This is a genomic window from Bradyrhizobium sp. ISRA436 (genome assembly GCF_029910015.1).
Taxonomy (GTDB): Bacteria; Pseudomonadota; Alphaproteobacteria; order Rhizobiales; family Xanthobacteraceae; genus Bradyrhizobium.
The window spans coordinates 5,563,253-5,586,689 of the sequence record NZ_CP094519.1 but is presented as its reverse complement, the minus strand read 5'-3'; the positions used below and the strand labels follow the sequence as shown (position 1 = coordinate 5,586,689).

At 59.1% G+C, this 23,437-nt stretch carries 21 protein-coding genes; 12 read left to right on the top strand and 9 right to left on the bottom strand.

Features of this window, described 5'->3' with window-relative positions; translation table 11 throughout:
* Positions 1 to 155: 155 nt before the first annotated feature.
* From MTX23_RS26225 to nodD1, 4 genes are all read right to left on the bottom strand, one after another.
* Entirely contained in the window at positions 156 to 869 is a 714-nt protein-coding gene (locus tag MTX23_RS26225) for a MerR family transcriptional regulator (RefSeq protein WP_280973099.1), read from the bottom strand.
* A gap of 121 nt (positions 870 to 990) precedes the next feature.
* Positions 991 to 1,200, bottom strand: a complete 210-nt coding sequence (locus MTX23_RS26220; protein ID WP_280973098.1) for a hypothetical protein — start codon at positions 1,198 to 1,200, stop codon at positions 991 to 993.
* 502 nt (positions 1,201 to 1,702) lie between these two features.
* Positions 1,703 to 2,734, bottom strand: coding sequence for a LysR family transcriptional regulator (locus MTX23_RS26215; RefSeq protein WP_280973097.1), 1,032 nt, complete (start codon positions 2,732 to 2,734; stop codon positions 1,703 to 1,705).
* A gap of 758 nt (positions 2,735 to 3,492) precedes the next feature.
* The gene (gene nodD1, locus MTX23_RS26210; protein ID WP_280973096.1) at positions 3,493 to 4,437 is read right to left on the bottom strand and encodes a transcriptional regulator NodD1; all 945 of its coding nucleotides are present in this window, start codon (positions 4,435 to 4,437) and stop codon (positions 3,493 to 3,495) included.
* A 664-nt stretch (positions 4,438 to 5,101) separates the two neighbouring features.
* Here nodD1 and MTX23_RS26205 point away from each other — a divergent pair.
* From MTX23_RS26205 to MTX23_RS26155, 11 genes are all read left to right on the top strand, one after another.
* Entirely contained in the window at positions 5,102 to 5,734 is a 633-nt protein-coding gene (locus MTX23_RS26205; protein ID WP_280973095.1) for a NodA family N-acyltransferase, read from the top strand.
* The gene (nodB, locus tag MTX23_RS26200; protein WP_280973094.1) at positions 5,731 to 6,390 is read left to right on the top strand and encodes a chitooligosaccharide deacetylase NodB; all 660 of its coding nucleotides are present in this window, start codon (positions 5,731 to 5,733) and stop codon (positions 6,388 to 6,390) included. The genes MTX23_RS26205 and nodB overlap by 4 nt, the downstream gene beginning before the upstream one ends.
* Positions 6,391 to 6,405: 15 nt before the next feature.
* A complete protein-coding gene (gene nodC, locus MTX23_RS26195; protein ID WP_280973093.1) occupies positions 6,406 to 7,764 on the top strand; it encodes a chitooligosaccharide synthase NodC in 1,359 nt (452 codons plus the stop codon).
* A 46-nt stretch (positions 7,765 to 7,810) separates the two neighbouring features.
* Positions 7,811 to 8,425, top strand: coding sequence for a nodulation methyltransferase NodS (gene nodS / locus MTX23_RS26190; RefSeq protein WP_280973092.1), 615 nt, complete (start codon positions 7,811 to 7,813; stop codon positions 8,423 to 8,425).
* A 13-nt stretch (positions 8,426 to 8,438) separates the two neighbouring features.
* Entirely contained in the window at positions 8,439 to 10,148 is a 1,710-nt protein-coding gene (gene nodU / locus MTX23_RS26185; protein WP_280973091.1) for a nodulation protein NodU, read from the top strand.
* A 7-nt stretch (positions 10,149 to 10,155) separates the two neighbouring features.
* Positions 10,156 to 11,070: a nodulation factor ABC transporter ATP-binding protein NodI gene (gene nodI, locus MTX23_RS26180; RefSeq protein ID WP_280973090.1), complete on the top strand. Its 915-nt coding sequence runs from the start codon at positions 10,156 to 10,158 to the stop codon at positions 11,068 to 11,070.
* Between the two features lie 2 nt (positions 11,071 to 11,072).
* Positions 11,073 to 11,861, top strand: a complete 789-nt coding sequence (locus MTX23_RS26175; protein ID WP_280973089.1) for an ABC transporter permease — start codon at positions 11,073 to 11,075, stop codon at positions 11,859 to 11,861.
* 361 nt (positions 11,862 to 12,222) lie between these two features.
* The gene (locus tag MTX23_RS26170) at positions 12,223 to 13,209 is read left to right on the top strand and encodes a nodulation protein NodZ (RefSeq protein ID WP_280973088.1); all 987 of its coding nucleotides are present in this window, start codon (positions 12,223 to 12,225) and stop codon (positions 13,207 to 13,209) included.
* A gap of 1,049 nt (positions 13,210 to 14,258) precedes the next feature.
* A complete protein-coding gene (locus MTX23_RS26165; RefSeq protein WP_280978199.1) occupies positions 14,259 to 15,050 on the top strand; it encodes an SDR family oxidoreductase in 792 nt (263 codons plus the stop codon).
* Positions 15,051 to 15,240: 190 nt separating this feature from the next.
* Complete coding sequence (nifA, locus tag MTX23_RS26160) at positions 15,241 to 17,058, top strand: nif-specific transcriptional activator NifA (RefSeq protein ID WP_280973087.1); 1,818 nt, start codon at positions 15,241 to 15,243, stop codon at positions 17,056 to 17,058.
* Positions 17,059 to 17,550: 492 nt separating this feature from the next.
* Positions 17,551 to 18,393, top strand: coding sequence for an electron transfer flavoprotein subunit beta/FixA family protein (locus MTX23_RS26155; protein WP_280973086.1), 843 nt, complete (start codon positions 17,551 to 17,553; stop codon positions 18,391 to 18,393).
* A 514-nt stretch (positions 18,394 to 18,907) separates the two neighbouring features.
* On the opposite strand, the gene MTX23_RS26150 is transcribed toward MTX23_RS26155, so the two are convergent.
* The 5 genes from MTX23_RS26150 to MTX23_RS26130 all read right to left on the bottom strand — a co-directional run bounded on the left by MTX23_RS26150 (position 18,908) and on the right by MTX23_RS26130 (position 22,790).
* Positions 18,908 to 20,272 carry an MFS transporter gene (locus MTX23_RS26150; protein ID WP_280978198.1) on the bottom strand — a complete coding sequence of 455 codons (1,365 nt, stop codon included), beginning with the start codon at positions 20,270 to 20,272 and terminating at the stop codon, positions 18,908 to 18,910.
* Between the two features lie 414 nt (positions 20,273 to 20,686).
* Positions 20,687 to 21,184: a GNAT family N-acetyltransferase gene (locus MTX23_RS26145; RefSeq protein ID WP_280973085.1), complete on the bottom strand. Its 498-nt coding sequence runs from the start codon at positions 21,182 to 21,184 to the stop codon at positions 20,687 to 20,689.
* Positions 21,181 to 21,561, bottom strand: coding sequence for a hypothetical protein (locus MTX23_RS26140; protein ID WP_280973084.1), 381 nt, complete (start codon positions 21,559 to 21,561; stop codon positions 21,181 to 21,183). The genes MTX23_RS26145 and MTX23_RS26140 overlap by 4 nt, the downstream gene beginning before the upstream one ends.
* 102 nt (positions 21,562 to 21,663) lie before the next feature.
* Positions 21,664 to 22,410, bottom strand: coding sequence for a hypothetical protein (locus tag MTX23_RS26135; protein WP_280973083.1), 747 nt, complete (start codon positions 22,408 to 22,410; stop codon positions 21,664 to 21,666).
* Entirely contained in the window at positions 22,407 to 22,790 is a 384-nt protein-coding gene (locus tag MTX23_RS26130; RefSeq protein ID WP_280973082.1) for a hypothetical protein, read from the bottom strand. The genes MTX23_RS26135 and MTX23_RS26130 overlap by 4 nt, the downstream gene beginning before the upstream one ends.
* Positions 22,791 to 22,834: 44 nt before the next feature.
* Here MTX23_RS26130 and MTX23_RS26125 point away from each other — a divergent pair, with 44 nt between their 5' ends.
* The gene (locus MTX23_RS26125) at positions 22,835 to 23,275 is read left to right on the top strand and encodes a VirK family protein (RefSeq protein WP_280973080.1); all 441 of its coding nucleotides are present in this window, start codon (positions 22,835 to 22,837) and stop codon (positions 23,273 to 23,275) included.
* The last annotated feature ends 162 nt before the right edge of the window (positions 23,276 to 23,437 follow it).

The window sequence follows — 23,437 nt, the reverse complement described above, 5'->3', positions numbered from 1 at the left end:
CCTTATCGGGAGCGCGATCAATAAGTCAAAAATTCGTCGGCTGATGAAGCTACAGTAGAAAGAGATATGCGATAGCTCGCTCACCCCCCCCCGGAGGTCAGTGACATCAGCATCAGGAGGCAGGTCGGCAGTCTCGTATGATCAGGCGGCGCCGCTCAGTACGGCTGATCCTCCAGGGCGGCGAGTGCGAGATCGAGATACTGCATGAGATTGGGATCCCAACCAGCAAGGCTCTGAGGCGCACTCAATCGCGCGAGCACTTTCAGGATTTTTGGGACGGTCGAATCGGCTCCTGCGATTTCGCCGATCAACTGGCGTGCCTCAAGAGCCACCGATCTTGTCCGCTCGCTGCATGGATGCTCGTCGCGATCCACACAGTCACGCAGTTCATCGCGGATTCGTCGCCACCGCTCCTCGCGATCCGCAGCCAGGGTGCACGTGCATGGTCGTGGCTCGGTGCGTTTCTCCACCCGCGCCATAGCATCCAGCGTGGCGGGCAGCTCATCTACACTGACGCGAACTTCGCCATCGGTTGTCATATTGCGTAAGCGGTCTCGCAACAGAGTCGCACGAGCAACTTGCAGCTCGATACGCTCCAGATGCTTGCGCAACAAGTCAGTAAGCGAGGTGCGTCCCTCCATTGCTCTGCGGATCTCCTGAAGGGAGAAGCCAAGCTCGCGCAGCGCTCGAATCTGATGGACACGTTGCATGCTTTCGCGATCATACATGCGATGACCGCCATCCGTGCGCCCCGAGGCGGCAAGGAGTCCGGTATGCTCATAGTGATGCAGCGTGCGTACCGTTACTCCGGTAGCATCTGCAAGTTCGCCAATGCGCCATCGACGCCTTCGTTGTGTAGCTTTGGTCATGTTCTTTCGATTTCAAAGCCTACAACCTGACGTCACGTGAGATTCAAGCTATTTCAATGACCTAGCTGAATCTTCTTCCATTCCGGCGCAAGCAAGGGGACGATCTTAGGGTGCCGCTCGATCAAGCGGCAGGGGAAATAGCGTCCATCAAGCTGATCAGGGACGCCAAGCCAGCTTCGCTCGTCGCTGCTCGCTCCAGAATGAGCTTTGCGATTGCCGTTCGGTTTTCAGGAGTGCGCATCGAGGCGGGCAGCGCAGTGACGGCTTTGTCAAACATCGTTCCCAGGACTGATAGATCCTCGGGATCGAAGATACCATTGTGCTGCTGCAACGTCGGGCTCCCTATTTGTCATTGTGCGAGGCGCGCGCCCATGGCCAAGACGTTTGGCTGCGGTAGGGCCAAAAGGAGACGGGCTGGCGGCGTGCAGCGGCGATGATGCGGTATGCCCTCAAGTGATGCCGTCGAGCAACACAATCGTGCATCGCTTTGTCTTGATGTCTCGCGAGCGATTGAGCGAGCCGTTCTTCGCACAATCTATGAGCTGACGACATTGGAGTGGCCGAGCAAAGCGAGAATAGCACTATATTGCTGCCGTCGGATGTTGGGCTCTGTTTCCTGAGCAGACTCTATTGCCGGCTGAGCGCCGTTGCTCGGGCGGGCGGCTCGATAGCAATTTGCGACGGGCTGCACAATAGGGTGGTGCAAGTGGTCAGTCTGAAAGCTGTCGCGCGCGAGACGACAATAGCAATCGGCAGAGTCCAAATGTCAGGCGGTTGAGGTGGCCAAATCCGGCATCCGATTCACGGGTGTGGCGCGCTTTATGGAATTGCGCTCACGATGAATGGGAGTCCGCCCTCACGAAGTATCCGGACGGGCGCTGATTGGTGGGAAGAATGGCTGAAGCGAGGTGCCGACTGGACTTCGAGCGTTTAGATGCTCGCGCGACGTCACGAGGAGGGGACATGCATGACGCTTCCTGTAACAGTATGTCTCGCATCCATATGCTTGCTGGATCACTATTGTGAAGAGCAGGCCACTGGACGGCTTCAGTGAATGCGGGAAGCGAGAACGGAAGTGTCACAATGCGCAGTGGCGTCGTTTTCTCGAAGTGCTTAACCAACCTTAGAGGCATCATTCCGATTCGGTCAGTACCTATCAGCATCGCTGGGATCATGCTGAAGCTTTGCACGACGAGGTCGACGCGGCGCTTGAGCCCATGTCTAAGCAAAAAATATTCTTCGATCGAGGGCTTTCGCGTCAGATCGCATCCAACGGCGACCTGCCCGATAGACATATATCTTTCGAGTGTAAGCCGACGCGATAGCCGCTTGTTCGTGTGACAGCCGACGCAGACGAGCCGTTCCTCGAATAGCGCTGCTTTAGGATGCCCGTTTGACATGAATGAATCCGGAAAAATCAGAAAGTCGACTTCCCCACGCCGGAGCAGCTGATCGTGGTCGTCGGCGACCGGCAGCAGTTCGAAGCTGACCGTGGGCGCTTCCTGCGCAACACGTTCCACGATCCGACGAAAAAACACCAGCGTGACGAAATCGGAAAGGCTGATCCTGAACCGGCGCTCCGATTGGGCTGGATTGAACGCCTCCCGCGAAATCACAGAAAGCTGGATGTGCAGCAAGGCCTCGCGAACGGGACCAGCAAGCGCTTCCGCTCGCGGTGTTGGGACAAGTGTTCGGCCGCTCATCGCAAACAAGTCATCGCGGAAATAGGCGCGCAGCCGGGCGACGGCAGCACTCATGGCCGGCTGACTGAGATTGATTCGGCGCGCTGCCGCGGTCAGGTTGCGCTCGGTCATCAGGGAATCGAGGGCGACGAGAAGATTCAGGTCAAGGCCCTTGAAACGCATATCTTTTCACCCCGCTGAAAGCGTTTGCGTTGCACTCCTTGAGCCGCAACGGTTAGGTCTGGAACGATCGTGCTAACCGTCCAGGAGGTCTCGATCTGGCGGCGCGATCGTGAGAAACAGCTCGCGTGTTTGGGCCAACAGGCTGATCGACCCGAGGTGGAGCGGGCGAGGAGCGTGTAACTCGGCGGTTTCGGACCTGATCGTTGCCGCACTCCGGCAACAACATCCCTCAGCGTGAAGACCATTCTAGGTAGAACGCTGGTGTTCACGCCGACAATGTCGCAAGTGCGCTATCGACATCCGTGTGACGGAGCGTTGCTCACGATTGCCAGCCTACAACCTGACGCAGTGTAAGGTTCAAGCGTTTTCGTTCCACTGCTGTTGTTATGATCCGTAAAGTGGAGCGTTCCTAGGTCTCTGCCGCCTTCGGCGAAGGCGCACGGTCGAATCCAGAGCATCACCATCGTGCAAGAGCCGATCGTGGTGCTTGCTTGGCAAGGTCTGGCAGCATCGGCAGGCGGGAGGCGCCCGCCAAAACCGGCTTGAGATCTGGATGAGTGGGACGTCGGCACCGGAAAGCTCGGCGGGCACGTTGGGTCCGCGCCGCGGCTATCGTCCGATCGAAGCCGGCCCTGCCAAGATGCCGTGAACGCGGTCCTGCTGAAACGTCGCAGGTCAGCGACCGAAGGGCCTTCGAATGCTCTCAGGCGCAAATCAGTATCCCCGCCCGCAACGGCTTGCGAAGGTTCGCGATCAACCTAGCAGCGTCTGCGACGTGGTGGCGTCTCGGGTGGCAAGGTCATGCTTGACGCTTCCTGCAGCAATATCCGCCGCATCCAGATGCTGGCCGGATCGGTATTGTGGGTGGCAGGCCATTGGATGGCTTCGGTGAAGGCGGGAAGGGCCAGCGGTGGTTCGACGATCCGTAGGGGCACCAGTTTTTCAAAGTGCCGAGCCAATCTTAAAGGCATTGTTCCGATCCGAGTGGTGTCCAATACGACCGGGGGGATGAGGCTGAAGCCCTGCACGACGACCTCGATTCGTCTCTTGAGGCCGTGCTCAAGCAAATACCACTCCTCGATATTGGGCCTCAGGGCTCTGCCGAACTTGGCCGCGACATGTCCCATCGACATGTATCTCTCGGCCGTGAACTTGCGTGCGAGCTGCTTATTTGTACGGCAGCCGACGCATACCAGTGTTTCCTCAAACAGACTGGCCTTGGGGTGCGCGCTCGACATGAACAATTCGGGCACGACAAGGAAATCGACTTCGCCACGTCTGAGAAGCTCGCCGGGTTCATCTGAGAACGGAAGCAACTCGAAGCGGACAGCGGGAGCCTCCCGAGCGACGCGGTCTATGATCTTTCGGAAGAATACGATCGTCATGAAATCGGAGAGGATAATCCGGAAGCGCCGGCTCGATTGAGCCGGGTCGAACGCGTCCCGCGAAATGATGGACAGCTGGATGTGCAGCAAGGTCTCCCGAATTGGAGCAGCGAGCCCTTCTGCGCGCGATGTTGGGACAAGTTCGCGACCCCTCATCGTAAATAGTTCGTCGCGGAAGTATGTCCGCAGCCGTGCGATCGCGGCGCTCATGGCCGGTTGACTGAGATTGATCTTGCGTGCCGCTGCAGTGAGATTGCGCTCGGTCATCAGAGCATCGAGCGCAACGAGAAGATTTAGATCAAGGCCCTTGAACCGCATCTTGTGACTCTATCCATCGTATGGATGTGTTCTATCAAAACAATCGATTTTACCCAATCATGCCGAATGTTGGATAGCAAACATCAGTTGGAGAAAGTGAATCAGGCATAGCAAGATGGCTGTCGCTCTTCGCGCCGTGGTTTCCGAAAACAGTTCCAGGGAATGCGCGCAGCGTCAGCCGGGCCACGCTGGGCCGGTCTGTCTTGCTGGACTATGCGAACTGAATTCCGTCAATTTGGTTCGGCGGGCGCTTGGAAAGACCGACAGGCACCTACTTTCGATAAACCTTGGTATGGTTTTTTCATGCCTTTCCATACCGGCGATTTACCCGCGTACACTTGAGGCAACGATCGTCATTGACTTAGGTTCGCGACGACACGGCAGACGCGGATCGCGCGCGCAACTCTCCGTACCACCTGCGAAATGGTTCGCGCGTCCATCGCGTTCAAAGTGTATCGAAAATGCAAATGACACTCATAGATCGGCGGCCTGCGGTGCAGGAGATTGCAACCATCGCCCGTGCCGATAGCTCGTTCGACAGACCGCGAGGCCGTCGAAACGCTTCCGTGCTTTCGGCGTGTGATTGCCGGTCGGGCGGACGTGGTTGGCGGACTGCTCACGTCACCGAGGCCGCTTTCGAGCCGCTGTCGAAGGAGAGCACGCCATGAATATTGCTGTTTCAGGCTCGACGGAAGGTGTTCCCATGCGCTCTCAAGTGCAGTGGATCGTGCGCTGGGAAAACGAGCTCCAGCTCGCCGACCATATCGAGCTGTCCGAATTCTTTCGAAAGAGCTACGGCCCGACGGGCGCGTTCAACGCGCAGCCCTTCGAAGGTGGTCGAAGTTGGGCCGGTGCGCGGCCTGAGCTGCGCATAATCGGCTACGATAACCGCGGCGTGGCGGCACATCTCGGCTTGTTGCGGCGCTGCATCAAAGTCGACGAAGTCGATCTGCTCGTCGCCGAACTGGGACTCTATGCTGTACGACCGGATCTCGAAGGACTCGGCATCAGCCATTCACTGCGCGTGATGTATCCGGTCCTCCAGCAACTCGATGTCCCATTCGGCTTTGGTACGGTTCGTCCGGCGCTCGAGAAGCATCTCACAAGACTGGTCGGCCGACAAAAGCTCGCGACCCTGACCCCTGGAGTTCGCGTACGGTCGACCCGTCCAGACGTGTATCTCAATGTGCCGCCCACTCGGATCGAAGAGGTCATCCTCGTCGTGTTCCCGATTTCACGCGCGATCAGCGAGTGGCCGACAGGCACCTTCATTGATCGGAACGGGCCCGAGCTGTGAAGCGGCACGATTGCTTGTCCGTGGTGCGAAGCGAGTACCCGGACATTGACGGGAGTCGGAGCGTCTATTTGACGTTTGACGACGGCCCAAATCCGCTCTGCACACCGGCGATCCTCGACGCGCTGGCGGAGCACCAGTGTCCGGCGACGTTCTTTGTGATCGGCGTTCATGCAGCCGATCAGCCTGGGCTCGTCCGACGAATGATTGCCGAAGGGCATGAAGTAGCAAACCACACAATGACGCATCCCGACCTATCCCGATGCGAGCCCGCCGACGTGGAACATGAAATCGTCGCGACAAGCAGGCTCATCAATGCGGCGTGCCCGCAGGCTTCGGTCCGGCACGTGCGCGCGCCGTATGGCCGATGGACCGACGAGGTTCTCGCTCTGTCAGCTCAGAGCGGGCTTGCGGCCCTCCATTGGTCGGTAGATCCACTGGACTGGTCTCGACCGGGCGTTGATAGCATCGTGAACACGGTACTGGCAGCTGTCCGGCCGGGTGCAGTTGTGCTGCTGCACGACGGATGTCCGCCTGGTGAGTTGGAGCTGGACCATCAAGCTGGTGATCGCGACCAGACCCTCATTGCGCTATCGACTCTGATCCCCGCGCTGCGCACGCGCGGGTTTGCAATCCGTCCGCTTCCTCAACTCCACTGAACAGACTGGCTTCCTATGGATTTGCTCGCCGCAACCAGTACCGTCGCTGTCTCGTCTTATGCGCTGCTCTCGACGGTCTATAAGAGCGTACAGGCGCTCTATGCCACGCCGACAGAGACGCCATCTCCACCGCCCGGACTGCGGCAAACGGCTGCCGGTCTGCCGAGTGTAGATGTCATCGTGCCCTGCTTCAACGAAGACCCGCAAATCCTGTCGGCGTGCCTGCAGTCCATTGCAAATCAGGATTATGCCGGCAAGCTCCAGGTCTTTGTCGTCGATGACGGTTCGGCAAACCGGGATGCGGTTGGGGCCGTCCAGAGGATCTACGCCGATGATCCGAGGTTCAGCTTCATTCTGCTGCGCCAGAACGCCGGAAAGCGCAAAGCGCAGATCGCCGCCATACGCCGCTCATCCGGTGATCTGGTGCTCAACGTCGACTCGGACACTGTCATCGACGCCGACGTGATAACGAAACTCGCATCGAAGATGAGCGATCCTGAGATCGGTGCGTCCATGGGGCAGTTGACTGCCAGCAATCGGAATGACACCTGGCTGACCAGGCTGATTGACATGGAGTACTGGCTGGCCTGCAACGAAGAGCGGGCCGCACAGGCCCGCTTTGGCGCGGTTATGTGCTGCTGCGGCCCATGTGCGATGTATCGCAGGTCGGCGCTCGTTCTGCTGCTCGATCAGTACGAAGCGCAGTTCTTTCGCGGAAAGCCGAGTGATTTCGGTGAGGATCGCCATCTTACGATTCTCATGCTGAAGGCAGGGTTTCGAACCGAATATGTTCCTGACGCTATCGCCGCAACAGTGGTTCCGGACAGGCTTGCGCCGTATCTGCGCCAGCAACTGCGGTGGGCGCGGAGCACCTTCCGCGACACGTGGCTGGCGATGCGCCTGCTGCCCGGTCTCGATAGCTACCTGACGCTGGACGTGATCGGACAGAATCTCGGCCCCCTGCTTCTTGCTGTGTCGTTCCTGACCGCGCTCGCGCAGATCGCTGTCACGGGTACAATGCCATGGTGGACCGTGCTGACGATCGCATCGATGACCATGATTCGATGCAGCGTGGCAGCGTTTCGCGCTCGCGATATTCGATTTCTCGGCTTTTCGCTGCATACGCCGATCAATATCCTTCTCTTGCTTCCCGTGAAAGCGTACGCCCTGTGTACCTTGAGCAACAGCGATTGGCTGTCGCGTAAGGTCACCAGTCTACCGGCTGGCAGTGAAGAACGCCTCGCCGTTCATCAGGCCAACACTCGACGAAAAGCCGCAGCGGGCGCGGGCACTGACGACGCCGTTCGGCGGGCCGATCTTTCGCGCAGGCCGTCAGGCTTGGTGACGAGCGACAACGTTTGCAGCGGCGAGTGACCAAAAGACCGACAACTGGATGGGGTTTCTCGTGACGCAGGGCACAATGTACCACTTGCTGGAGCGTGAGCTCGCGGCCGATGATCCGTGGCGGCTCGACGGTAATCCGTTCGAACACGAGCGTCACGCGCAAATGCTCCGGATGTCGCTTTCCAGAGGTGCAATTGCAAACGCACTCGAGGTCGGCTGTGCAGCCGGAGCGTTCACGGAAAAGCTGGCGCCCAATTGCCAGCGGCTCACAGTGGTCGACGTCATGCCGCGTGCGATCGCGCGTGCGCGTCAACGAATGAGCAGATGGTCGCACATCACGTGGGTCACCGCCAGCATCCAACTGTTTTCACCCCCGGAGCAGTTCGATCTGATCGTGGTGGCGGAGGTTCTGTATTACCTCGAAGACATACCACAGATGCGCGAGGCCATCGCGAAGCTGGTGAAGATGCTGGCGCCGGATGGACGTCTGGTGTTTGGGTCCGCGCGTGATGCCACGTGCCGGCGCTGGGGGCACGCGGCCGGTGCCGAGACGGTCATTGACATTTTCAAGGAGACCTTGATCGAGGTCGAACGTCTGCACTGCCAGGGGGATCTGATCGACGAAGGCTGCCTGCTGGTCCAGTTCCGCAGTCCGATCCAATCTTCAGACCAATCGAATCGCCGCGACTAGGCAAGGGGGACGTATGCGTATCTGTGGTATCAAACTAACCCATGACGGGGCGATTGCTGTTGTCGACGACGGGCGGCTTGTCTTCTGCACCGAGCAGGAGAAGCGGAGCAACAATCCTCGCTACCAGCTCATCGACAACCTCGATGCAGTCGTGACTGCCCTCACCGAGCATGGTCTCGATCCGCGGGATATTGATCAGTTTGTCATCGACGGCTGGGACGGGGAAGTCGAGTCCAAATTCCAGGTTCTCAGCGGGGCGGTACCCATCACGCTCAAAGGGGGGCCCTATGTCGAGCGCCATGGCGAGGGACTGCTCGATTCGGTGGACGGCTTTGGCCTGATCCTGGCCAATAAGGTCTTTCCATATAAGAGCTATCCGCATGTCACGGGCCATGTCGCCTCCGCATACTGTACGAGCCCATTTGCCAAAGCCGGGCGACCCGCGTTCTGCCTGGTCTGGGACGGCTGCATCTTTCCGCGCCTTTACTATGTTGAACGCCGCGGCGCGCGCCTCATTGACTGCCTGCTTCCCATGATCGGTCACGCCTATGCTGTCGCAGGCCATCATTTCGGACCTTACAAGCAGGCGAACCGCAGCAATTGGGATTTAGGCGTCGCCGGCAAACTGATGGCTTACATCGCTCTCGGAGCCGTTGATGAAACCATCGTGGCGGTGTTTCAGGAGCTCTACGAAAAACGCTTTGCATCCGATACGGACGAAGCTCGTCGTTATCGTGCCGATATCAACAACGCGGAGTCCTCGCTTGCGGCTCTGCACGACTTCTTCGACGCATGTGCGCTGCGATTGGGCGAGAAGCGGCCGGAAGATGTACTTGCATCATTCCATGAGTTCCTCGAACGCCTGCTCGTGCGGGAAATTGCGCTTGTCTTGCTGCGGCACTCATCACTTCCGGGCGCACGAAATCTCTGCGTCGCCGGTGGATGCGGCCTCAATATCAAATGGAACAGTGCGCTACGCGCGACCGGTCTGTTCGACGATGTCTGGGTGCCGCCGTTTCCGAATGATAGCGGCTCGGCAATTGGGGCTGCTTGCGCTGCAATGGCGGCGCAGAATGGCTACGTTCCGCTCGAATGGTCAGTCTACAGTGGTCCGGCCCTGCAGGCCGGTGAGGTCGCCCCGGAATGGGAGGCCACGCCCTGCGGCATGCAGGAGCTTGCAGCCATTCTCGCCAGCAACAAGCCCGTGATCTTCCTTACCGGACGCGCCGAGCTCGGACCGCGGGCTTTGGGTGGCAGAAGCATCCTTGCAGCCGCAACGTCTCCCGAGATGAAGGATCACCTCAACGACATCAAGCGTCGCGAACACTTCCGACCGGTCGCCCCGATTTGCCTTGAGGACCGGGCACCGGAGATCTTCGATCCTGGAACGCCAGATCCGTACATGCTCTTCGATCATCAGACGCGAGCGGAATGGCGCCATAAGGTCCCCGCTATAGTCCATCTGGACGGATCTGCGCGATTGCAGACCGTTCCCAGGACATCGCAACACAAAGTCGCCGAGCTCCTTGTCGAGTACGAGCGCCTCACAGGCCTTCCTTTGCTTTGCAACACCAGCGCCAATCACCACGGACGCGGCTTTTTCCCAGACGCTGCCGCGGCCTGCCAATGGGGTCGCGTTGAACACATATGGTGCGACGGCCTGCTCTGGACCAAAGCGGTTGTCAGGAATCCGTTGTCGCCTGAACCGCTTCTTTCAGCCTAAGGTAAACATGTCGAGCGTAGCAATCGACCTTGCCGGCGTTAGAAAGTCATTCGACGACAGGATCGTTGTCAACGATCTGTCGTTCAGCGTGGCACGAGGGGAATGCTTCGGTCTGCTCGGGCCGAACGGCGCCGGCAAGAGCACGATTGCGCGGATGGTCATGGGGATGATGGCGCCCGATGCGGGAAAGATTACAGTCCTCAACGAACCTGTGCCGGCCCGCGCTCGGGTGGCACGCCTGCGTATCGGCGTGGTGCCGCAGTTCGACAACCTTGAACTCGAGTTTACGGTACGAGAAAATCTGCTGGTCTTCGGTCGCTACTTCGGCATGAGTTCACGTCAGGTCGAGGCGGCCGTGCCGGAACTGCTCGATTTCGCCCGCCTCCAGAGCAAGGCCGACGCGCGCGTCGCCCAATTGTCGGGCGGGATGAAACGGCGGCTGACGCTGGCGCGTGCGCTGATCAACGATCCGCACCTGCTGGTCATGGATGAACCAACCACCGGTCTCGATCCGCACGCGCGCCATCTGATTTGGGAACGTCTTCGAGTGCTGGTGGCACGCGGTATGACGATTCTCCTGACCACCCACTTCATGGAGGAAGCCGAGCGGTTATGCGATCGGCTGTGCGTGCTAGAAAATGGAGTCAAGCTCGTCGAGGGCAAACCCCGCTCGTTGATTGATGAGCAGATCGGGTGCGACGTGATCGAAATCTACGGCGGCGACCCACACGACCTGCGTGCGCTGATTGAACCGTATGTGCGGCACGTCGAAGCGAGCGGCGAGACGCTGTTTTGCTATGCGTCAGATCCAGGTCAGGTTCGCAGCAGACTGCAAGGTCGGGCGGGGCTTCGCCTTCTGCAGCGCCCGCCAAATCTCGAGGACGTCTTCTTGCGATTGACTGGGCGCGAGATGGAGAAATGAGGATGGTTCAAGGTTATGCGGCGACCTTGCCCGCTAACGCATATAACTGGATCGCGGTATGGCGACGCAACTTTCTGGCATGGAGGAAAGTTGCGATCGCATCCGTTCTCGGCAATCTCGCCGATCCCCTCACCAATCTGTTTGGTCTGGGCTTCGGCCTCGGCATCATCGTTGGTCGTGTCGAGGGTACCTCATACATCGCATTTCTAGCGGCCGGAATGGTCGCGACCAGCGCGATGACGTCGGCGACCTTCGAAACAATGTATGCGGCGTTCGCCCGCATGGACGCAAAGCGCACCTGGGAAGCGATCCTGTCCACGCAGCTTACGCTCGGCGACATTGTTCTGGGCGAATTGGCGTGGGCGGCGAGCAAGTCCGTCCTGGCGGGGACGGCAATCGGAATTGTCGCGGTCATGCTGGGCTATGCGCCGTGGCGCTCCGTTTTCTACGCAATGCCTGCAATTGCCTTGACCGGCGTCGTATTCGCGAGCCTAGCCATGGTCGTGATATCTCTCGCGCCCAGCTATGACTACTTCGTGTTTTACCAGACGCTCTTCATCACGCCCATGGTATTCCTGTGCGGGGCAGTCTTTCCCGCCAGCGAACTGCCGGGCGCATTACAACGCCTGGCGAGCTTATTGCCGCTGGCGCATTCGGTCGACCTCATCCGCCCGGTGATGCTTGGGCGGGCCGATGGTGGCATTGCCCTGCACATCGCAGCGCTGTGCGTATACGCGATATTGCCGTTCCTGGTTTCGACAGCACTGTTCCGTCGGCGCCTGATGCGTTGACCTCACGTGAGGCTGAAGGAAGAGGTTACAAAGGATGCGGCCTGCGGTTGGGGTCGCGGCACCTCGGAACGCCGCAGCATGACACGTCGGGCGCACACCTGTCTTCGGACGGACAATGCCAGTCAGTGCCAGGTCGCAGCCCAGGGCATGCCGTCTCGGCGCCACGAAGCAAGAGAGGCGCGATTGATTGATCGCAAGTCGCCAAGTCGGGCGAGACTTGTGAGGAGCTCGGTTGGGATGTTTGTCGCGCGGGTTTCAGGAGGACTTCGAGGGGACAGCCCAATTTATTGTGGGATAGGCAAATCCCGCTTCCGCGACGCCTTCTCTTATCCAACCCATATCCCGGAACGAGGCAAAGCAAATGCTCGCTGGTAACTCGACGAACGATCGCTTCGTTGTTTCTCGACGACGCACAGGGTTCGGTGATTGCCTATGGTCCCTGGCCGCAGCGTGGCGGTATGCGCGGCGAACCGGGCGCACGCTTGCCATTGATTGGCGGGGCTCCTGCTATCTCGATCAACCATTCACCAATGCATTTCCAGTGTTTTTTGAGCCGGTTCAGGAGATCGCCGGTGTGCCGGTCATTTGCGATGATCGGATCAATCAGCTTGCATTTCCGGGCCCCTTCTTTCCGCAGTGGTGGAATAAGCCACCGATCGAGTGCGTTTATCGGCCAGATGAGCAGATTTTCCGAGAGCGCGACGAACTGGACAAGCTGTTCCAAAGCGAAGAGGACACCGACGCCAATACGGTAGTGTGTGACGCCTGCCTCATGTGGCGTTGCGATTCTGACGCCGAGCGGCAGATATTCCGGAGTGTCAAACCGCGATCGGAAGTGCAGACCCGGATTGACGCGATCTACCGCGAGCACTTTGAGGGGCGCAGCATCATCGGAGTTCACGTCCGTCACGGCAACGGCGAAGACATTATGGGACATACGCCCTACTGGGCGGACCCGACACTCGCTTTGCGCCAAGTCTGTGCGGCGATTGATAAAGCCAAGGCGATGCCTCACCCAAGACCCGTACGGGTGTTCGTGTGCACGGACAGTGAGCTCGTCCTTGAGAAGATAACAGGTATATTTCCTGATGTTTTCACGACCCCAAAGCGGTTCCAGGCGCCTCATGCCGGACCCTTGCATAGTGCAACACTCGGAGCAGACGGCGGCTTTTCGGCCCTCATCGAGATGTATCTCCTGGCGAGGTGCGAAACTGTGGTTCGGTTTCCGCCGACCAGCGCGTTCACCCGCTATGCCAGCCTGTTCGTCCCGCGTGTGATCGAGTTCGATCTAAATGACCCGAGCCGCTTGATCGTGATTGAACAGCCGGCGGCGGAGTGTGCCGATTGATGGCGATTACAGCTGTGCATTTGTGAGCTCGGCAGCATCCGCGTCAGTCGCCCCGGCGATCCTCCATTGCGAGAATCTGTCCCTTCACAATAGATGACGCTGGGTGCAAGTGTGATTTTTGGCGGGGCGGTAGCTTGAAAGGCGACGGCCTCATCAAGCTGACGGAGTGCGAACAAATGGTCTTGCTTATGCATGGCGCGCGGCCAACGCGTGCGTACCAAGCGAGGCCGGAAAGACCAATCGCGACCCGGCCGATCTGACGGGTCTCCATCACGAAATCTTACGCATCGCGTCCGACGCCGGCATCCAAGAGCCTCAAGCCGGAGCGTCAACGTATCAATGGCCGGTTTCCGACGCCAAATCGGGGAGCGACGCTGTGCGTGCAACGGTCGTGCACACTCGTATGAACCGACGCGCAGTGTAGAGTTGTTGCGGGCGGATCAGCTTTACGACGTCTCCCTCGTTTCGTGGTGTTAGCGGCAGACCAAACTTTGCAATGTCATATCGATGCAAAGCGCAGTCGTAGGCAAACCTGACGTAGAAGCATGTCGCGTCAGATTTGTGCTTGCGATCGTGCGCGGTTGGAAGCTGCGGCGACGCGCCTTCTTGACGCAGCACTCCGATCCGGCCAGAAGTAGCTCGTCTGCGCTCTCACAACCAGCTTGCGGATGCGATCGGGCGAGGCCAACTCTATCGGGTCAATGAGCGTGGGCCGGCAGCCTGTCGGGCACGCGCGAATTATAGATGAGTTCGATAGCGCGCGACGGGCAAGATGTGTCGGTTAACGTCGGATGGATCACATGGCGCGCGCCGCCATGCTCAAGGGGAGGGCGCGTGCCCTACGGTTTGTCATTGTCAGAATGCAAACGCGCAATGTCTGGAACAGAACAGGCTGTGCGCGAACGCGACATTGGGCTGCAAAACCGACGCGGACATCGTCTGCCTTGCCGTGGCCCAAATCCTGCAATGCATTCGGGAGCAGGCTGAAGGATGGGGAGGCGTGCTTGAATCTCAATTTCGCAAATGCCGATCCGGCAGCCACCGCGCCTTTGGTGAGGGGCGTGGCTTGCCCGTTTCATGCCGATCAAGCGCGCGTCCGACCGGGAGAACAGAAAACGCTGTTGCTGACAGGGGCATCGCGTGGCATTGGCCATGCGACCGCCAAGCTGTTTTCGGACGCGGGTTGGCGTATCATTTCCTGCGCGCGCCAACCGTTTGATGGCAGCCGCTGCCCATGGGAATCAGGGACTGACGATCATGTTCAGGCCGACCTCAGCGACCATCGGATGCTCCCGCGCGCCATCGCCGAGGTCAAGGAGCGACTTGCAGGGACGCCGTTGAATGCGTTGATCAACAACGCCGGCATGTCACCGAAGACACCAGATGGCACCCGCTTGACATCATTGGCGACGTCTATCGAGACCTGGATGCAGGTGTTTCATCTCAATCTGGTGGCGCCGATCCTGCTCGTACAGGGTTTGTTTGACGAGCTGAAATCAGCGTCAGGTTCGGTCGTCAACGTGACCTCGATCGCCGGCTCACGGGTGCATCCGTTTGCGGGCAGCGCCTATGCGACGTCGAAGGCTGCGCTTGCAAGTCTCACGCGCGAAATGGCGCACGATTATGCGCCACACGGCATTCGCGTGAACGCGATCGCTCCTGGCGAAATCAGGACCGAGATGTTATCGCCGGACACGGAAGCCCAGCTTGTGCCAAACATCCCGCTACGTCGGATAGGCACGCCCGAAGAAGTCGCCAAGGTCATCTTCTTCCTATGCTCAGATGCGGCAAGCTATGTCACGGGTACCGAGGTGCCGATCAATGGCGGCCAGCATCTGTAGCCGGCAGGATCCGGCAATTCATAACTTGATTTGAGCAGATCAATGGATCTCGCGTTCTCCGCCGATAACGTGCAGCGATCCACGAACATGAAGATGGCGGATCAACGCTTTGTGAAGTTGCTGTCGCACCATGAAAGGATGTCATCTATCTATGTCATCTGGTCAAACTGGGCGCTAGATTGAGCATGACATGCAACACGAAGCTCGCATACCCGAACAAGATGCCAGGCAGGATGATCATAACAACGGAGACCTTCGCATGCTGCATATGGCTTGCGCGCGCGAAAGATCACAGTCAGAGACAGACCGCGAGATCTGTGTTGAGCCGCGGCGCGAGAGCGCGCTGAGCGGCATCTTTGAAATATCGAAGGTGCTCGCCGCTCCGTGCCGGCTCGAAGTCACGTTGACCAATGTCGTGGATCTGCTGCAATCGTTTGTGCAGATGCGACACGGCATCGTCTCGCTGTTCGACGATGATGGCATGCCGGATATCACGGTCGGAGCCGGCTGGAGCGAAGGCAGTGATGAGCGTTATCGGATGCGTCTGCCACAGAAGGCGATCGATCAAATTATGGCGACGGACAGGCCGCTCGTCGCTCAAAATGTGGCTGCTGAGCCGGCCTTCACTGCCGCGGACCTGGAGGTGCTTGGGGCGTCCGACAATCAGCCGGTCTCCTTCATCGGTGTGCCCATTCGCATCGACGAAAAAGTCGTCGGGACCCTGACCATCGACCGCATTCTCGACGACAGGTCGGACGTTTTGCTCGATTACGACGTGCGTCTGCTGACCATGATCGCCAATCTGGTCGGGCAGACAGTGAAGCTGCATCGCCTGTTCGCCTGTGACCGCGAGCGACTGATGACGGAAAAGGACCGGCTGCAGAAGCAACTGTTCGAGCTTAAGCCGCCTGCGCGGGAACGTAAGAAGGTTCATGTTCAGGGCATCATTGGCGACAGCCCGGCTCTGCGAGGCCTGCTGGAGAAGATTGCCGTGGTTGCCAAGTCTAACAGCACGGTTCTGCTGCGCGGCGAATCCGGAACGGGTAAGGAGCTGGTCGCCAAGGCTATTCACGAGCTCTCGCCGCGTGCCAAGCGACCCTTCATCAAGCTGAATTGCGCTGCCCTCCCGGAGGCGGTGCTGGAGTCCGAGTTGTTCGGTCATGAGAAAGGTGCGTTTACCAGCGCGTTCAGTTCGCGCAAGGGACGCTTCGAGCTCGCCGACAAAGGCACTCTGTTCCTTGATGAAATCGGCGAGATCTCGCCCTCGTTTCAGGCAAAGTTACTACGCGTCCTGCAAGAGCAGGAGTTTGAGCGCCTCGGCAGCAATCAGACCATCAAAGTCGACGTTCGCGTGATTGCGGCAACCAATAAGAACCTCGAAGAGGCGGTCGTAAGGAACGAATTCCGCGCCGATCTGTATTATCGGATCAGCGTGGTTCCTCTGCTGCTGCCGGCGCTGCGCGAAAGGCGCAGTGATATTCCGCTGCTCGCCGTTGAGTTTCTCGCCGCTTTCAACAAGGAGAACGGCCGCGCGCTGACGTTCGATACCAGCGCGATTGAGGTGCTGATGAACTGCGGATTTCCTGGCAATGTCCGCGAGCTTGAAAATTGCGTCGAACGCACTGCCACTCTGGCGCCGGGACCTTCAATCGTCAGGAGTGACTTTGCATGCTGCCACGGTCAATGCCTTTCCGCGATGCTGTGGAAGAGCAAGCCGGAAGAGGCGACGCCCCAACCGGGACTTGCTGCGCCAATGTCGGTGAGGCCGGCCACGCGGCCCACTGAAGCGGCTGCGCCGCTCGTACCTGTCAGCGATGATCGGCCTCCGCTGCCTGCTGCCGGCACAGCTCTCGTGGCGGGCGGGAAGACGGCCGATCGCGAGCGCGTCATTGCCGCGATGGAACGGTCGGGCTGGGTGCAGGCAAAGGCAGCACGGCTGCTTGGACTAACGCCGCGGCAGATTGGCTATGCATTGAGGAAATATGGAGTCGAGATCAAGCGCTTCTGAACGCAAGAGCGCGTCGCGACGGCAATCAAGTGAGGCAAGCGGTCGGCACAGAGCAAGGCTCAAGGGTTCGCGCGGACTCCTGCATATGATTAGTCGCAGCGGTGAAGCGCTCGTCAAAGGCTGCCCGTAGGTAGTTAACTGGACGCTGCGAGCGCCGCCAAAGCGGCGCGATCACCAACGGCCCACCACGTCAAACCTGTCGTCCGTTGGGCGCTGCGGCCTTGCTGCCGCTGCCGGACCAGCGTCGGGATTGGCGCCAGCAACACAGATTCCATTTTGAATGGTGCGCCGTAGCTGGCAGGTCAACTCCACATCAAGCAGGCCGAACCTGCTGTCGCACCCACGACGAATGTCGGAGTTCTGTCGTCGCCGGAGCTTGTGCTGGTTATGCTGGAATCTCATAAGTCGCTGTATTAATTGATCTATTCTTGGAGTCTGCAATGGTACGACACTTGCTGTTCCCGTTGGCTGTCGAAGCCTCCGGAGAACAACATGCACACCGTCGTCTGCATCAAGCAGGTCCCCGATTCCGCGCAGATCCGCGTTCACCCAGTCACCAATACGATCATGCGCCAGGGCGTGCCGACCATCATCAACCCGTACGATCTCTTTGCGCTTGAGGCCGCACTGGAGCTGCGCGATCGACTCGGCGGTGAGATCACGGTGCTTACAATGGGGCCGCCGTCGGCGGAGGATTCGTTACGCAAGGCGTTGACCTTTGGCGCCGACCGCGCCGTTCTGCTTACCGATCGCTGTTTCGCCGGCTCCGATACGCTGGCAACGACTTACGCGCTGGCGACTGCGATCCAAAAGATTGGTCAGGAATATGGCGCGCCAGACGTCATATTTACCGGCAAGCAGACCATCGACGGAGATACCGCGCAGGTCGGGCCCGGCATCGCCAAGCGGCTCGGCGCCCTGCAGCTGACCTACGTCGCCAAGATCAGAGATCTGGATTTGACAGCGCGTACGATCGAAGCGGAGCGACGCTCCGAAGGCGGCGTCCAAGTTCTGCAGACCAAACTGCCATGTCTCATTACGATGCTCGAGGCGACCAACCAGATTCGCCGCGGTGCAATGGCCGATGCATTGCGCGCCGCTCGCGCGTCAATCGTGAAATGGAGCGCGCAGGACGCCGGCGTCGAGGACCTCTCCAAATGCGGACTCAAGGGCTCGCCGACCGTCGTCAAGCGTGTGTTCGCTCCCTCTGCGCGCGCTGAAAAGGCGGCGCTGGTGGAGGCCGCCGAGCAGCCGGCGCAAGCGTTGATCGATGCCATTTTCAAGCACCAGCCAAAGCTTGAGACCGATCTTGCGACACTCGTCCGCGATGTCTGATCCGCAGGATCGTTTGGCGATGGGCCACGTTGTCGGAGCAGCGCGTTGTCGGCGAGTGAGCGTACCCTGGTCAAAAGGGGCTGTTCAGTGCGTACAGCGCAGCTCGCGGGTCGCGAATATTCTCGTATCGCATGACGGCTCGCTGAACTGTCTCCCCAGCAGAGCGCGTGTGGTATACCATCACATCACTTCAAGGTGGCGCGATACGTCGGCCCCTGATAATGAGTTCGCTCTGTTTCAGGCCGAGGATGCAGCCGGGTCGAGGCCGACCTCTGCGAGGTGAAACGGAGCGCCTGCCAGCCGAGCCACAGTCAGGTCAGAGGCCCAGCGATACCGATCCACGAATCCCAACTGGAGCAAGTCGATGATCGCGATGATGGTCGTGTCCTCGCGGCGCGGGCGTCAGCGCCAGCAGTGCGCTGATGGCGATCGCGAGCGGGGTCGAGAGTCCATCCGCCAAGACGGCCCCTGACGATTCGCGTCAGGGGCCGTCATGACGGCCAAGCGATTGAGGCTAGCGCGGTGTGGCCTGCAAAGCCCCGGTGGGTCGTTCGGGCCGCGCCGGCTTCGTAACTCTCGAGGGCTTTTTGGTTCCGGGATAGACCGTAAGTGCCGCAATGATGCCGAGCAGGGCCGCGAACATCAGCCAAAAGCCGGGCGAAGCCTTATCGTCAGTTTGATTGATGAGCCAGGTCGAGGCAAATGGCGTAAAGGTGCCAAACAGGGCGGCCGCGAGCGCAAAGGCCAGGGAGAAGCAGGTGGTGCGCACATGCGTCGGTGCGATCTCAACAAGCGCGCCCAACATGGTGCCGCTGTAGATGCCGAAATAGAATGAGAACATCATCGCCACTGCCAGCATCTTGGCGAACGAGGGCGCGCTGACGAGCCAGGACAAGGCAGGATAGGTGGTCGCCAGCGCGAGCCCCGCAATGGTCAGCAGAACCGGCTTGCGGCCGATTCGGTCAGAAATGGCGCCGCCAATCGGATTCCAGATGAAATTGGTGACGGCAACCAAGAGTGTCACCAAGAGAGCGTCCTGGCTGGACAGTTTCAAGACGCTCTTGCCAAATGTAGGCGTGTAAACCGTGACGAAATAGAAGGTCGTCGTGGTCAGGATTGCGATCATCATGCCGAGAATGACCACGCGCCAGTTGGCCAGCGCCGAAGCAAACACCTCGCGGGTCGTGGGATGCTTCTTCATGGCCAGAAATTCCGGCGTTTCCTCCAGCGTCCTTCGCAGGAAGAAGATAAGCGGAATAATGAGGCAGCCGAGAAAGAACGGGATGCGCCAGCCCCAAGCGGCCACCGTTTCGGCCGGAATCGATTCGTTCAGGACGTAGCCTATGATCGCTGCGACGAAGATCGCGACCTGCTGGCTGGACGACTGGAAGGAGGTGTAGAAACCGCGCCGGCCCGGCGTTGCGATTTCCGACAGATAAACCGAAACGCCGCCAACCTCGACGCCGGCAGAAAAGCCCTGCAGCAACCGCCCGACCAGCACGATGATGGGCGCTGCGATGCCGATTGTCGCGTAAGTCGGACAGAAGGCGATAATCACGGTGCCGATTGCCATGATCGAGAGTGTGACGATCAAGCCTTGCCGACGTCCGAGCTTGTCGATATAGGCTCCGAGCACGATCGCGCCAACCGGACGCATCAGGGCGCCGAGCCAGAACACGCCGAAGGTGTTGAGCAGCGAAGCTGTTTCGCTCTCCGAGGGGAAGAACGCCTTCCCAATGGCGCTGGCGTAAAAGCCGAACAGAAAAAAGTCGAACTGCTCGAGGAAATTGCCGCTGGTCGCACGCAAGATCGCGCCGATGCGCGACTTGGCCGTTGCATGCGAATTGGACGCTTGTGACACCGCGAGTTTCCTTCCCATCTGAAATGGCCGGTTGCGGAAGACCCTCTCGCCGGCCGAGCTGTAATTCGGGCCGGGAATTGCCATGATTGGGTATTGCCGACCGGTCGGACAGCGCCTGATCTTTTCGGCATATTTTCGGCGGTTGCCGCGTGGTTACACAGATTATCAAGACCAGTTTTTTTCTGTTACGTCAGGAACCAATCGCGGAGGAAGTGGCAGCTTTGGCCGTTGGTAGGCGCACATCATCGACCGCCCGCGCAAACTTCTCGCAGCTGCGCGATCGTCAAGCTGTTTAGCCGAATCAGGCCTGCCTGAGCAGGTCAAACCTCCAAGGCGATCGTGCATCTTGTGATGGACGGCGTGGATGTGACCGTTCTCGTCGATGACGTAGCTGCACACCAAATATGCAGGTGCAACCCAAGGTTCACGTCATCAATCGGCGATGTCCTCATATCGGCGGTCGAAAATCGAGAAGCCAACGGATGCGTACAACTTCACCGCCTTCGGACTGTCGAACTCGTCGGTCCGAAGCCAAATCCGGCCTGGCTGGCGAGCCCATGCAATTGTAAGGCATTTCGACAGAAAATAACGTCCAAGTCCTTGCCCTTCCAGTTGGGCATCGATGCCGAAGAACAGGAGCTCGACTTCGCGGTCGGATTGTTGGCGGAATTCACATAGACCGCGGGCAACATCGCTGACACGCAGCACGAGCGTCATCAGGTCGTGCGCGCTGATCAGCTGCGCTACCTCGGCCTCGGATGCCTTGGTGCGAAGGTCCCATTGAACGCGATCCCCGACCAGACGGAATAGGCGCAGGTAGTCCTTCACAGCAAGTCGCCGTCCGGTAATCGAGAGCGGCAGCGCTGGCGCTGGAAATCTCATGACCTTCGATGGATCTGTCATCTCAAGATAGGTAACCCACGCCTTCATTGGCTTCGACCGTGTGAGCTGACAACAAGCGGAACCTGGTCGTTCAAGGCAGAAGGCCCATCGTGGCGAACGATCGCAACGACAAGCACCGTCGCCGGAGGTGGGTTTTCTGGACCGCCTTGCTCGTCAACAGTCACCGGCTCGCCAAGCACATGATAGTCCGTTATCGGGAGGCTGGATCGCAATCCGATCTTCAGGTCGGCACCGCGCGAACTGCCGTTATAGGCTGAGACACTGGCCAACTGCGGCACGGCCAAGACCGACGATAGATCATCCCTGATCCGATGCTGACAAAGTCTGATCCGGGAAAACGAGGTGATGTGAAATGGAAGCAGGAGCGTGGTCAGTCCGCCGACGCCTTGGACGACCAGGTTCATCTGACTTGTTCGCTTTCGGGGGAGCGGTCTTTGTGCGGGCCCAAGCGGGCTGCGCGCGTGGTGTCTTTCATCGCGCTCTGGTGGGCTGCGACGGCGTCGGGATCAATTGGGTGGGCGATTCAGTTCGTCTTGCTCTGCGGCTGTGAGCGGCTTTGCGATATTTCTCAGGATCGTGGCGCGGCACCTGGCAAGCATTTCCTTCGTGTACACCCGGCCGAAGTAGTCCAGAAGGAAGGTGCCACGATAAGTCGGATCATTGACGACGCCGCTGATCAGGCGATCGAGAATTGCGCCGGCTTCGCGAACGCGACCGCGATAGCGGGCACGGATAACATTAACAGCGTTCATCGAATGAACCGCCTCGTCGGCGATCAACTCCCTCAGCCAACAAACGAAGCTCTGGTTCTGAAATACGGCATAGAAATCCTTATCCGCAGCGTAAGCGCGGCAAGTACACATTTCATCGAATGCGATCACGACCATCAGTGCGAATTCGTCCTTCAGAAATTCGGTGATGTGACTAAAATCATGCGGTCGAGCGTCCAGTCGCTCCCAAAGATCCCTTTCGGATCCACCAGCGACCAGTTCAATGATGCGGATGAAGCCATTGGTGTGGCGCTCCTCGTCCACCGTCCAGGCATTAAGAAACGCCTCGGCTTCGCTGGTCGCAATCAAGTGGCGATTGGATAGCTCTGCCTGCAGATACCTTGCATCATATTCCGTGTACAGGTCTGGCCACAATTTGTCCCAGCGAGCGCGGACAACTGGTGGTTCGGCGGCGAACATCGCCGGCGTCAATGAATTGAATAACCCTTTCGCATCCCAATTCCGCCGAACCGGCGTGATCATCTGATTGCTCCGAACCGGTGCAGGCGATCTGCCAGACGCTTGTTATCTTGTTGAATGATCGCCGCGCATACTGTGCTACGCACAACATGCTGTCGCCTGTCGATTTGGGTGGGATGCAGCTTCGCATCGATGCTCGGTGAACGCGTCGGGCAGGCTTCCTGGATGAAGCAAGCATGCGCCAGATCGTCGCGAGCAATTTGGCGGGCACGGAACCGGTGCGGGCGTGACAGCGTCACTTCGCAAACCTGACCTACGAAGTCGTGACGTTCGATAGGGTTCAGAACCGCTTGCGAGCCGCTGCGACAGCTGCTGCTGTCCGAATGTGAACGTTCCTGATGTTTGGAATCCGCCAGGATGTTCGCGAACACGACATCAGGCAAGTCGGCCAGTTGCGTGGTCTATGGTTCTTGTAGAGGAGAAGAGTATGCAACTCAGTGGCAAAGGCCTGTCGATCCTGTTGTCCTTGCTTATGGCTGCAGCCGTGAGCCCGATCGCCAAGGCCGATGAACCATCGCCGAAATACGTTGAGGTGCTCAGTGCACTGCAAGCCGGCAAGAATGTGAAGCTGATCCTGGACCTCAGTCGTTGTGCCACCGTCGATGGGGGCAAGCCGGGGCCGGCCACGCAGGGAGGGCTGGTAATCAGTGCCTTCAGGGTGACCAGCCAGAATGGTATTAGCTTTGCCAATGCGCATCAGACCTTGGATAGTTCCGGACGCCCGGTGACGGAGTACATCCGCCACAGCCTCAGCCGCGAAGGCAGGCTCACCGTGCGGGCCGCTAAGCTGGCCGCGGGGGCGACCGAGGTCGTGAACCAGGGCGAATTCGTCTGCGAACTGCCGGACGGCGCCAAGTTTATCTGGTAATTGGAGAAGCACCGCGCACCCGACGGGTGCCGCTCTTCCAGCCTGATCCGCGAAACGTTCGTCGCAGCCATGTCTCGGTGGCCGCGATCGCAGGTACGTCCGGATAGTTTTTTGGCCTTCCTCTCGTGGCGGCTAGCCGCCACGAAGTTGGTTCAGTTTGGC